This is a genomic window from endosymbiont of Bathymodiolus septemdierum str. Myojin knoll, from assembly GCF_001547755.1.
Classification (GTDB): Bacteria; Pseudomonadota; Gammaproteobacteria; order PS1; family Pseudothioglobaceae; genus Thiodubiliella.
The window spans coordinates 1143532-1156428 of the sequence record NZ_AP013042.1; the positions used below are offsets into that span (position 1 = coordinate 1143532).

10 protein-coding genes are annotated in these 12897 nt (G+C 40.9%); 1 reads left to right on the forward strand and 9 read right to left on the reverse strand.

The window, feature by feature from the left end; translation table 11 throughout:
- Positions 1 to 11 precede the first annotated feature (11 nt).
- The 9 genes from gyrA to BSEPE_RS06025 all read right to left on the reverse strand — a co-directional run bounded on the left by gyrA (position 12) and on the right by BSEPE_RS06025 (position 12136).
- On the reverse strand, positions 12 to 2591 hold the full coding sequence (gyrA, locus tag BSEPE_RS05985) for a DNA gyrase subunit A (protein WP_066045118.1): 2580 nt from the start codon (positions 2589 to 2591) through the stop codon (positions 12 to 14).
- A 107-nt stretch (positions 2592 to 2698) separates the two neighbouring features.
- Positions 2699 to 3766 carry a 3-deoxy-7-phosphoheptulonate synthase gene (locus tag BSEPE_RS05990; protein ID WP_066045120.1) on the reverse strand — a complete coding sequence of 356 codons (1068 nt, stop codon included), beginning with the start codon at positions 3764 to 3766 and terminating at the stop codon, positions 2699 to 2701.
- Positions 3760 to 4557 carry a GTP cyclohydrolase FolE2 gene (gene folE2 / locus BSEPE_RS05995; RefSeq protein ID WP_066045121.1) on the reverse strand — a complete coding sequence of 266 codons (798 nt, stop codon included), beginning with the start codon at positions 4555 to 4557 and terminating at the stop codon, positions 3760 to 3762. The genes BSEPE_RS05990 and folE2 overlap by 7 nt, the downstream gene beginning before the upstream one ends.
- Before the next feature lie 8 nt (positions 4558 to 4565).
- A complete protein-coding gene (gene queD / locus BSEPE_RS06000; protein ID WP_066045123.1) occupies positions 4566 to 4937 on the reverse strand; it encodes a 6-carboxytetrahydropterin synthase QueD in 372 nt (123 codons plus the stop codon).
- A gap of 80 nt (positions 4938 to 5017) precedes the next feature.
- Entirely contained in the window at positions 5018 to 7255 is a 2238-nt protein-coding gene (gene parC / locus BSEPE_RS06005; RefSeq protein WP_066045125.1) for a DNA topoisomerase IV subunit A, read from the reverse strand.
- A gap of 36 nt (positions 7256 to 7291) precedes the next feature.
- Positions 7292 to 10096, reverse strand: coding sequence for an aminomethyl-transferring glycine dehydrogenase (gene gcvP / locus BSEPE_RS06010; protein WP_066045127.1), 2805 nt, complete (start codon positions 10094 to 10096; stop codon positions 7292 to 7294).
- A gap of 131 nt (positions 10097 to 10227) precedes the next feature.
- Positions 10228 to 10566 carry a histidine triad nucleotide-binding protein gene (locus tag BSEPE_RS06015; protein ID WP_066045128.1) on the reverse strand — a complete coding sequence of 113 codons (339 nt, stop codon included), beginning with the start codon at positions 10564 to 10566 and terminating at the stop codon, positions 10228 to 10230.
- An 11-nt stretch (positions 10567 to 10577) separates the two neighbouring features.
- Positions 10578 to 11705, reverse strand: coding sequence for an NAD(P)/FAD-dependent oxidoreductase (locus tag BSEPE_RS06020; protein WP_066045130.1), 1128 nt, complete (start codon positions 11703 to 11705; stop codon positions 10578 to 10580).
- A 2-nt stretch (positions 11706 to 11707) separates the two neighbouring features.
- On the reverse strand, positions 11708 to 12136 hold the full coding sequence (locus BSEPE_RS06025; RefSeq protein WP_066045132.1) for a hypothetical protein: 429 nt from the start codon (positions 12134 to 12136) through the stop codon (positions 11708 to 11710).
- Positions 12137 to 12177: 41 nt separating this feature from the next.
- Here BSEPE_RS06025 and BSEPE_RS06030 point away from each other — a divergent pair, with 41 nt between their 5' ends.
- Entirely contained in the window at positions 12178 to 12759 is a 582-nt protein-coding gene (locus BSEPE_RS06030; protein WP_066045134.1) for a malonic semialdehyde reductase, read from the forward strand.
- The last annotated feature ends 138 nt before the right edge of the window (positions 12760 to 12897 follow it).

Genomic DNA, 12897 nt, shown 5'->3' on the forward strand with positions numbered 1-12897 from the left:
TAATTAAATCTTTATTGTTCATCTCTTTCTTCAAGTGCTTCATCGTCGCCTTCAGTTTCGGCAATCTTAGCCACAGATACCAGTTTCTCATTTTTAGCGATATTAATTAGTGTTACGCCTTGTGTATTGCGACCAATGATAGAGACATCTGCAGCGCGTGTTCTCACCAAGGTGCCTTTGTTAGAAATCAACATCATTTCATCTTCATCAGTCACTTGGATAGCACCAACAACTTTACCGTTACGATCAGAAGTCTTGATAGAAATCACCCCTGATCCGCCTCGCGCTTGGGCGCGGTATTCGTCAAGATTGGTGCGCTTACCATAGCCTTTTTCGGTGGCAGTCAAGATTGGGCTATCGCTATCGGTAACAATGGCTGAGACGATTTCATCATCTTTCAACTTCATGCCACGCACACCAATGGCAGTCCTACCCACAGCGCGCACATCGGCCTCTTTGAAGCGGATAGATTTACCATTTGCTGAGAACAGCATAATGTCATTTTCACCCGAGGTAATTTCAACACCCACTAATTTATCGCCATCTCTGAGTTCAATGGCAATAATACCGCCGCGTCGAGGACGAGAGAAATTAGTTAGCGATGTCTTCTTACAAGTACCACTACTGGTCACCATAAACACAAATTGGTCGTTGGTAAATTCAGACACTGGCAAGATAGCATTAATAACTTCTTCTTTTTCCAATGGTAATAAATTAACAATCGGCTTGCCTCGTGCGGTGCGAGATGCCATTGGCAATTCATATACTTTGAGCCAATGCACCTTGCCCGTTGATGAAAAACACAGTACGGTGTCGTGAGAATTGGCAACGAACAATTGATCAACAAAATCTTCGTCCTTCATCTTTGTTGCCGCTTTACCTTTGCCACCGCGTCGTTGTGCTTGATAGTCGCTGAGCGATTGTGCTTTCACATAACCGCCGTGTGACAAAGTAACCACGCGTTCTTCTTGTGCAATTAAGTCTTCCAAAGTCAGATCAATCTTATTTTCTAAGATTTCAGTCATTCTGTCATTAGCAAAATTATCACGCACTTCAATTAACTCTTCACGAATCACTTGCATTAACTTTTCAGGGGTTTGTAAAATGTCCAATAAATATTTGATTACTTCTAATAATTCGTTAAATTCATCAAAAATTTTGTCTTTTTCTAACCCAGTTAAACGATGCAATTTTAAATCAAGAATCGCTTGCGCTTGTTTTAATGACAATTGATATTCGCCACTGGTCTGCAAACCCAAATCCGCTGGCAATTCTTCTGGCTTAAATAATGCCATATCGCGATCGCCAATTAAATCCTTAATAACGCTGCCTTCCCAAGTTTTTGCCATTAATTGCTCTCTTGCATCGGTTGGGCTTGGTGCAGCTTTGACTAAATTGATAATCTCATCAATATTGCTGAGTGCAACGGATAAACCTTCTAAGATATGCGCACGATTTCTGGCTTTATTCAACTCAAAAATAGAACGACGGGTAACCACATCACGACGATGGGCAATAAAGGCATCTAAAACCCCTTTGAGGGTCATTAACTTCGGCATACCCTTGTCAATTGCAACCATATTAATACCAAAAACCGTTTGCATTTCGGTCAATTTATAAAGATTATTAAGCATCACTTCAGGCACTTCGCCACGACGCAATTCAATCACCATACGCATACCGTCTTTATCAGATTCATCTCTCAAACCGGTAATACCATCAATCCTCTTCTCTTTAACCAATTCTGCAATCTTACCAATCAACTTGGCTTTATTCACTTGATAAGGGAGTTCGGTAACAACAATACTTTGCTTATCTTCGCCTTCAACATGAGAAACCGAACGCAAATAAATCTTGCCCTTGCCTGTCTCATACGCTTGACGAATACCTGATGCACCATTGATAATACCTGCCGTCGGAAAATCTGGCCCTGGCATAACTTCTAACAATTCATCAAGGGTAACATTTTCATTGTCAATGACTTTCAAACAGGCGTTAATTGACTCGCCTAAATTGTGTGGCGGGATATTGGTCGCCATACCTACCGCAATACCCGATGAACCATTCACCAATAAAGTTGGAATACGGGTTGGGAGTACACTTGGCTCTGATTCTGAACCATCATAGTTGTCAATAAAATCAACAGTTTTCTTATCTAAATCGCGTAATAATTCGTGTGAAAGTTTGGACATTCGAATTTCTGTATAACGCATTGCCGCCGCACGGTCGCCGTCAACAGAACCAAAGTTACCCTGACCATCAATCAAAATACTGCGCATTGAGAACGGTTGTGCCATACGGACAATCGTGTCATACACGGCCGTGTCACCATGTGGATGGTATTTACCAATCACATCACCGACAATACGGGCTGATTTCTTGTAAGCTTTGTTATAGTCGTTGCCAAGTACGCTCATCGCATACAAAACACGACGATGCACGGGTTTAAGCCCATCTCGAACATCTGGCAAGGCGCGACCAACGATGACACTCATTGCGTATTCCAAATAGGAATCACGCATCTCATTTTCAATAGTAACTATAGGGAAATTAGGTTCAAAAATTTCAGGATTTTCAGTGTTCTCAGACATACAAAAATAGCGTGATTAAATTGGTATTTATTGTACCCTAAATAGGTTAATTTTACAAATAAAATAGTCTGATTTGCACCACAAAAAAGTTATTGAAAATCAATGATTTATCTATTTCTTTTCTGGACTGCGTTCGACAGTGTTCTGAGTAATTTTTCAGTGTCATTCCAATCAATACAAGCATCGGTAATACTGACGCCATATTTGAGTGATTTTAAAGGTCCAACTGACTGATTGCCTTCATTTAAGTGGGATTCAATCATCACCCCTGAAATCTGCTTAGAGCCTTCACTAATTTGCTTGGCAATGTCGTCGCCAACTTTGATTTGATTTTTAAATTTCTTTTCGCTATTTGCATGTGAAAAATCAACCATCAATTGCTGTGGTAAATTTGCGACTGCCAATTGTTGAGCTGCCACTTTGACACTCTTACTGTCAAAGTTTGTGGCGCTCTTACCGCCACGCAAAATAACATGACAATTCGGATTACCAGAAGTGGTATAACGATTAATCAAACCTTTTTTATTAATCGACCAAAACATATGCGAACTACTGGCAGAAGTCACTGCATCAATAGCCACCTGAACGCCACCATCTGTGCCATTTTTAAAACCAACAGGACAAGATAAGCCCGATGCCAATTCACGGTGTGTTTGGCTTTCTGTGGTGCGTGCACCAATGGCACCCCAAGAAATCAAATCAGAGATGTATTGAGGGGTAATCAAGTCTAAATACTCAGTCGCTGTTGGTAGGCGTAATTTTGCTAAATCTAGTAACAATTTACGCGCCAAATCAAAGCCTTTTTCCATGTGATTGCTGTTATCTAGGTCAGGGTCATAAATCAACCCTTTCCAGCCAACCGTGGTGCGTGGCTTTTCAAAATACACGCGCATTACAATAAATAAATCGTCTTTGAGTTCATTTCTGAGTTTCGCCAATTTCTCAGCGTATTCTATCGCTGCTGTGGTATCGTGAATAGAACAAGGTCCAACAACAACAAGCAGGCGCTTATCTTTGCCTTTCATAATATCGGCAATCGTTTGTCGCGCTTCAACAATAAAATCAGATTCAGGCTTTTTTACTTCATGTCGCTTAATATACACCATTGGCGGGGTAATTGATTCCGCCTTAGTGATGCGAATATTGCTGATTTTTTTTAATATTTTTTTTAGCATTTCTCGTTTTCGATAACTGCGTAGGCCGAATGATTGTGAATTGATTCAAAATTTTCCGACTCTAAGCGGTAATAATCAATATTGTCATTTACATTCAAACCCACTGCAATATCACGCACCAAGTCTTCAACAAATGCAGGATTATCGTAGGCTCTTTCAGTGACAACCTTCTCATCTTCTCGTTTTAAGATTGCATACAATTCACACGATGCTTTTTCTTCTGCCAAGTCGATTAAATCCTCAATATGCAAAGATTTTCCTTCTGCAATTCTCGCCTTAATAGTAATATGCGAGCGTTGATTATGCGCACCATACTTAGAAATACTTTTTGAACACGGACAAAGACTGGTCACTGGCACCACTACTTTCACCATTACTTCGGTCTTGCCTTCGCTCAAAACACCGTACAAAGTCACCTGATAATCCATCAACGATTCCACACCTGAAGAGGGCGCTTTCTTATTGCGGAAAAATGGAAAATCAACCGCCACATGGACCCTATCTGTATCTAATTTTGCATGTACTTTATCAATAATCCGACCAAAATTACCGACATTAAATTCACAAGGACCGGCATTTAAAATCTCAATAAAGCGCGACATATGCGTGCCTTTTACCTGCTTCGGTAAAGTCACTGTCATAGTAAAATTACCCACCGTCGGATTTTTATTACCATCACGGTCGATGTAAATAATTGGGTGTGAAATATCTTTGATACCGACTTTATCAATAACAATTTGTCGTGTGTCTGCGTTATTTTGCGTATCAGGTAAATTACAAGTAGTAGTCATAGGGGTCCTTATTGTTCTGAATAAGCAACAGATGCTCTCGGTGTTTCCCAGATAATCACTTCAGAAACACGCACGGCTTGATTGTTAATTAATTTTCCCACTTCATGATACATATATTTTGCAATATTTTCAGCGGTTGGATTGAGTTTATCAAAAGGTGAAATCTCATTCAAATATTGATGATCCAGCCTTTTAACCACCTCTTTGGTTTGTTTTTTAATCACGCGAAAGTCAATCGCAATGCCATTCGCATCAAGTTCTTGTGCTTCAACAGACATCTCAACCCCCCAATTATGCCCGTGCAAGCGCGCACAATCACCAGGATAGTCTCGTAAGGAATGGGCTGCACCAAAATCGGTAACAATTTTTAAGACGAACATCGTATTCGGAAAAATTGGAAAAACAATTATTATACCTGCTACTTAGGCGTTATTACACCTTGAATTACTAAGTTGATTGCTTAATCAACCGCTTCAATTTTAGATAAGTTTTGATAGCCTTTTGGTAATAAGTTGCCACGCCTTGCACGAGTACCAATGTAATTGGTCAAATCTTGAAACTTAATGGTTAAATGGCGCTTACCGGCGGTTACTTTTAAGTTTTGAGTTTCTAATAAAACACAGATGCTGATGACAAATTCTGTACCATCTTTCATTTCTTTTGATGGGATTTGAATGAGTTTATTGCCTTTGCCTTTTGATAGGATTGGCAATTCTGAGATTGGGAATACCAACAAGCGCCCACGATTAGTGGTAACGGCAACGAATTGGTTTTCTAAATCATCAATCTTAATGATGGGCATTACTTTAGAAACACCCGGCAATGACAAAGAGGCTTTTCCTGCTTTTTTCTTTGACAATAAATCACCAATAGTGGCAATAAAACCATATCCAGCGTTTGAGGCTAACAAGATGTGTTGCTCGTCATTGCCCATAATAACATCAACAAACTCGGCATCTGTTGGTGGTGTAAGTCGCCCTGTCAGTGGCTCGCCTTGTCCTCTGGCACTTGGCAAGGAATTGGCGCTGAGTGAATAAGAACGCCCTGTTGAATCCAAAAAAATTGCATTTTTATTGCTGCGCCCTTTGGCACTGGTCAAGTAACTGTCGCCCGATTTGTAATTTAAAGCACCAGAATCAATATCGTGTCCTTTGGCACTACGCACCCAACCTTTATCACTGAGTACCACGGTAACATTTTCAGCAGGTAGCATATCATCTTCGCTAAAAGCTTGTGATTGCGTGGTGCTTGGTTTTATGCTTGAGCGCCTGTCATCGCCAAATTCTTTAACGATGGCTTTGAGTTCGTTTTTAATGTAGGTTTTTAAGCGGGTTTCACTTGATAACAGAAGTTCTAATTTTTCTTTTTCATCGGCTAATTCTTTTTGCTCGCCTTGGATTTTTATTTCTTCCAACTTGGCAAGATGACGGAGTTTTAATTCTAAAATTGCCTCCGCTTGTATCTCGCTGAGCTTAAAGTGCGCTATTAATACTGGCTTTGGTTTGTCTTCAGAGCGAATAATGGCAATGACTTCATCAATATTTAAGAACGCAATCAATAACCCTTCTAAAATGTGTAATCTGGCAAGAATTTTATCCAAACGATGGGTTAAACGATTGGTAACGACTTGCGTGCGATAAGTAAGCCACTCTCTCAACATTGGCAATAATGGCTTAACCTGTGGCCTGCCATCCAAACCAATGACATTCATATTCACACGGTAGTTCTTTTCCAAATCCGTGGTGGCAAATAAATGCGACATCAATGCATCAGCATCAACACGATTTGAACGCGGAACAATAACAATACGGGTTGGATTTTCGTGGTCTGATTCGTCACGGATATCCTCCACTAATGGTAATTTTTTCTTACGCATTTGATCGGCGATTTGAGTGATAACCTTAGAGCCAGAAGTTTGATACGGCAAATTTTCAACCACAATCTCACCTTTTTCCTTCTGATAAGTCGCACGCATTTTAATACTGCCGTGACCGGTTTCATAAACCTGCCTAATGTCAGCTACAGAAGAGACAATATCTGCACTGGTCGGATAATCTGGCGCTGGTATGATGCGCATAATTTCATCTAAATCGGATGATGGTTTGTCCAGTAATTGAATACAAGCATTGACCACTTCGGTCAAATTATGTGGTGGCACATCGGTTGCCATACCTACGGCAATACCCGATGTGCCATTAAGCAATAAGTTAGGCACTTGCGCAGGAAGTTGCTTGGGTTCTTGCAGTGAACCATCAAAATTATCTGCCCACTCAACGGTGCCTTGATTGATTTCAGACAATAATAAATCCGCATAACGAGAAAGTTTACTTTCGGTGTAACGCATTGCTGCAAAGGACTTCGGGTCATCTGGTGCACCCCAATTCCCCTGTCCATCAATGAATGGATAACGATAAGAAAATGGCTGTGCCATTAGCACCATCGCCTCGTAGCACGCACTGTCGCCATGCGGGTGGAATTTACCTAAAACATCACCGACGGTTCTGGCAGATTTTTTGAATTTTGCTGTTGATTTAAGTCCTAATTCGCTCATCGCATACACAATGCGTCGTTGCACAGGTTTTAACCCATCGCCCACAAACGGCAACGCACGATCAAGAATGACATACATTGAATAATCAAGATAAGCGCGCTCACTAAATTCTGCGACGCTTTGTTGTTCAAGACCGATTTGGCTCATTTTTTCCTAAAGAAATATACAAAAGTTCGGATTATTTTAACTTAAATTTTCAAACGCTTCGGTAGTAATACACGAACAAAATAAATTTCTGTCGCCGTACACATTGTCAATTCGCTTCACTGGTGGGAAATACTTATTGGCCAATAGCGACTCAACTGGGTATAAAGCATCTGTTCTTGTATATGGGTAATGCCACTCTCCTGCCATTTCTACGGCGGTGTGCGGTGCATTTTTCAGTGGATTATTGTCCTTATCCCACTCGCCAGAAATCACCTTTTGAATTTCACTATGAATACTGACCATTGCGGTAATAAACCTATCTATTTCGCGTTTTGATTCGCTCTCTGTTGGCTCAATCATCAGCGTGCCTGCGACGGGAAATGACATGGTCGGCGAATGAAAACCATAGTCCATTAAGCGTTTGGCAATGTCTTCTTCGCTGATACCACTTTGTTCTTTTAACGGGCGAATATCAATAATGCACTCGTGTGCTACCATACCTTGATTGCCACGATAGAGGATTGGAAAATAGTCTTTTAATTCATCGGCAATATAGTTAGCGCTAACAATCGCAATCTCAGTCGAGCGTTGCATACCTTGCTTACCCAGCAACTTAATATACGACCAAGAAATTGGCAAAATTGACGCTGAACCATACATCGCTGCTGACACAGCATTTGAATCTTTAATCAATGGGTCACCTGGCAAAAACTCCGCCAAATGTGCTTTAACACCGATAGGACCCATACCAGGACCGCCACCACCATGTGGAATGGCAAAAGTTTTGTGTAGATTGATATGCGACACATCCGCACCAAACTCGCCCATACGGGTAATGCCGACCATCGCGTTCAAATTCGCACCATCCAAATACACTTGTCCGCCTTTAGCGTGAATAATATCGCAAATATTTTTAATCTCTACTTCGAAAACGCCGTGAGTTGATGGATAAGTTACCATAATCGCTGACAAATTATCCGCATGCTTTTCTGCTTTTTGCTGTAAATCGTCAATGTCAATATTGCCAGACTTATCACATTTCACAATCACCACCTTCATTCCTGCCATTACCGCACTAGCAGGGTTTGTACCGTGTGCCGAGGAAGGAATTAGGCAAATATTACGCTGTGAATCGCCACGAGAATCATGATAGGCGTGAATAGCAAGTAGCCCTGCGAATTCGCCCTGCGAGCCTGCATTTGGCTGTAATGACACAGCATCGTAACCCGTCACTTGTGCTAATGCGCGTGCCAAATCTTTAAATAATTGTTGATAGCCCTGCGTCTGTTCTACAGGTGCATACGGGTGTAATTGCGAAAATCCTGGTAGTGAAATTGGATACATTTGTGTCGCTGCATTGAGCTTCATCGTGCAAGAGCCGAGTGCAATCATTGAATGATTAAGGGCAATATCTTTATTTTCCAAGCGCTTCAAATAACGCATCATTTCCGTTTCCGAGTGATACAAGCTGAATACAGGATGTGTTAAATACTCAGAATCTCTGGACATAGTCGCATCAAGATTTACTGAACCATAAGCCACATCAGTAATTGAAAATACCAATAACAACGCCGATAACTCCTCATCTGTCGTAGTTTCATCCACTGCAATTGTCAATTGATTATCACCCAACAAGCGTAAATTAATGCCTTTTTCTTGTGCTCGTGTAAACAGCGTTTGTGCTTTATCTGTATTAATCGTAATCGTATCAAAAAACGCATCGCTTACCAAATCAAAACCTACACTTGTCAAACTTTTTGCCAGCGTTGTGGCTTTCAAATGCACCTTGGTCGCAATGTTTTTCAGCCCTTTTGCACCATGATAAATGCCATACGCCGCCGCCAACACTGCCAACAAAACTTGTGCTGTACAGATATTACTGGTCGCCTTGTCACGACGAATGTGTTGCTCTCGCGTTTGCAACGACATACGCATTGCAGGATTACCCAGTACATCTTGCGATACGCCAATAAGTCGCCCTGGCACCATTCGTTTAAATGCATCACGGGTCGCCAAAAATGCAGCGTGTGGACCACCAAAACCCATCGGCACACCAAATCGTTGTGAATTGCCAATGGCAATATCCGCGCCCATTTCCGCTGGCGTTTTAATCAAAGTTAGTGCCAAAAGATCGCAGGCTACAATTGTCAAAGCCCCTTGCGCTTTTGCCTTGGCAATATCATCGCTTAAATCACGCACTTCGCCATTCGTCCCTGGTGATTGCATCAATACCGCAAAACAATCGGCAAAATCATTACCCTTAATATCTTCTACCAGCAACTCAATTCCCAACGGCTTCGCACGCGTTTGCAAAATTGTAATCGTCTGCGGATTGGTATTACTGTCAACTAAAAAATTATTCGATTTATTCTTACGATTGGCGCGTTTCGCCATCATCATCGCTTCCGCAGCAGCTGTTGGCTCATCCAACAACGAGGCATTGGAAATATCCATCCCCGTTAAATCCATAATCATTTGCTGGAAATTGAGCAACATTTCCAAACGCCCCTGAGAAATCTCCGCCTGATATGGCGTATAAGCCGTATACCAACCTGGATTTTCCAAAATATTCCGTTGAATAACGCTCGGCATCAAAGTCCCATAATATCCCTGCCCGATAAAGTTCGTTGCAATGGTATTCTGCCCCGCCAATTCAGTTGCTAATGCCAGCGTATCTCGTTCACTCATACCCTCATCCATGTCCATCCGATTGCCAAACAAAATCGACTTAGGTACCGTTTTAGATATCACAGCATCAACTGATTCCTGCCCAATAGCAGATAACATTGAAGCAATATCTGCCTCACTTGGCCCAATGTGCCTGTCTAAAAAATCACTCATAAAATAAGGGGATTTGTAAAATTCAAAGCGTAAATTTTAACCTTTTTTAGATAAAAAATACCCATTAAAAATTAACGGGCACTATTAGCAAAAAAATATTCTACAAGGAAAATGCAAAAGACGCTGTTAAATTAGCCTGGCGGCCAGTTTAACTGACGCCCACCTAAACAATGCAAGTGAATATGGTAAACCGTCTGACCGCCTTGTTCGTTGCAATTCATCACCACACGATAGCCATCTTCTGCAAAACCCAAATCTTTGGCAATTTTGCTAGCAGTTAAAGTTAATTTACCAACTAAGGTCGCATTATCTGCATCATTTAATGTGGCAATGTGTTTTTTAGGGATGACTAAAAAATGATGAGGCGCCTGAGCGCCGATGTCATGAAAGGCAAAGACATCGTCGTCCTCGTATATTTTTTTGGCGGGAATATCGCCTTTAATAATTTTACAAAATAAACAATCTGACATATTCTATCCTTTTACCTGTATTGGCGTAGGTACCACCAGCCAAATAGTTTTTTAGCAATGTGCATTAGGCGACAGTTTGGTAGCATTAAACCGCCTTTTTCTGTGCGGGAGATATACATACCTTTGTTGTTTGAATCAACGATACACATTAATTCAATTGCAAAAGTGTGGCTTGCCACTTCACCATTTAAAACATTAATAACATTTTTAGCAGCGGTAGCGGCTTGTAAATCTGCCATATGGGCTTGTTTTGGCATCCATTCTGGACCTGGAAAGGAACCTGAATCACCTGCGACGAAGACATTTTTTAGAGAAGTTTGACAGAATTTATCGGCCTTAACTAAACCACCTTCGCTACGACCTAATTCAGTATTATCAAACCATTTATTACCTGTCATTCCTGGCATAAATAAGATTAAATCGGCAGCAAATTCACCGCCCTCGGTCACGACTTTATCTACTGTAAATTGTTTCATCTTATGACCAAGATGCGTGTTAATATTACGATTTTTCATCTCTGACAATAAACCTGCAACCGCTTTTTCACCCAATCTTGCACCTGGTTTTTTTGTGGGCGTGAAAAAAGTCAGGTTAAACTTATCACGCCTGCCTTGTTGGCGAAGTTGCGTGTCCAAGCCAAACAAAAATTCAAACATCGGCCCGCCACGCATCGCACTTGGCTCTTTTGGATTACCTGCAAAACCAATGGCAATATTACCACCATCCATCGCTTTCACTTTATCACGGATTTGCTCCGCAGCACTCAAACCTTCACAAGGGGTGATGGCGTTTTCAATCCCAGGTAATTTTTTAATAAAACGACCGCCTGATGCAATAATCAAAGCATCGTCATCCACTCTAGCGCCATTTTTTAGTAAGACCATTCTGCCATCATTTTCTAAGCCGACAACCTCATTTTCCACATGACGAACATTCATGCGTCTAAAGAAATTATCCAATGGCACAATAATATCTTTTTTAGTCGCCGCGCCCGATGGCACCCAAATCAAACTCGGCATATAAACCAATTCTGCTTTTGGAGAAATTAAGGTAATTTCTGCTTGTTTGTCAGATTTTCTTAGTGTTCTAACGGCAGTTAAACCCGCAAAACCTGCGCCAATAATAGTAATTTTTTTCATCTTTAATCCTTTTCCACATTATGGCAAAAATGCCCCGCATCTGGTTCCTCTACACTGCGTGCAATATTATCAACGAACGCTTGTAATTCATCAAATTCTAACACCGTTAAAATCTTTGTAACAATTGATGGCTCAACCCGCAGTGTGCACATACTACCGTCCTTCAATTGCGTCTGCATACCTGCTGCATCCATCAATAAACCATCGCCTTCTTGCTCAAGTATGTCTTCCATTTTTTCTTGCAACTCATCATAAAGTATTTGTAATTCATCCAACACTTTGTCACTAGTATCGTCGGCAATGGAAATAATTTCACCTTGAATAGAGCCAAAACCATCATCACTTTCGGCTTGAAATCTTATATCAATTTTTGTTAAATGGTCTTTAAATTCTCCCGCAAGTACTGTGTCAAAAAATATATAATCTAACATATGCTAATTTCTAATTTTAAAAAAATATTAAGGATATTATAATGATAGACAAGAGTACGATGGAAACTTTATTTACCAAAGCGCGCAGTCATAACGGTTGGCTGGACAAAGATATTTCTGAAGAACAAATCCACCAAATTTACGACTTGATGAAATTTGGACCAACCGCCGCCAACACTTGCCCTGCCCGCATCACTTTCGTGCGTTCAGACGAGGCAAAAGCCAAACTCAGCCCACACCTTGATGAAGCCAATGTAGAAAAAGCAATGAGCGCACCTGCAGTTGCGATTATCGGTTATGACACAGAATTCTACGAAAAATTAGACTACCTATTCCCACATACCGATGCCAAAAGTTGGTACCAAGGCAAACCTGAAAAGATCACTGAAGTTGGCTTAATGAATGCCACTTTGCAAGGTGCCTACTTTATGCTTGCAGCTCGCGCTGTCGGATTGGATTGTGGTCCAATGGGTGGTTTCAACGCTCGCACCTTGGATGTCGCCTTCTTCCCAGATGGTAAAACCAAATCTATTTTCATCTGCGGCATTGGCTACGGCGACAGCACTAAAATCTTCCCGCGTTCCCCGCGTTTAAGTTTTGACGAGAGCTGTGAGATACTTTAGCATAAAGCAAAATCAAGGAGAAATGAAAAAATTAAAGCATTAAAATCTAGATAAATCAAAGTTTTTATGAGAAAAATACAGTAGATTCTAGAAAATATTTTTGAAAAACAGACAAACTGAAATTAAGGCAATAAATTA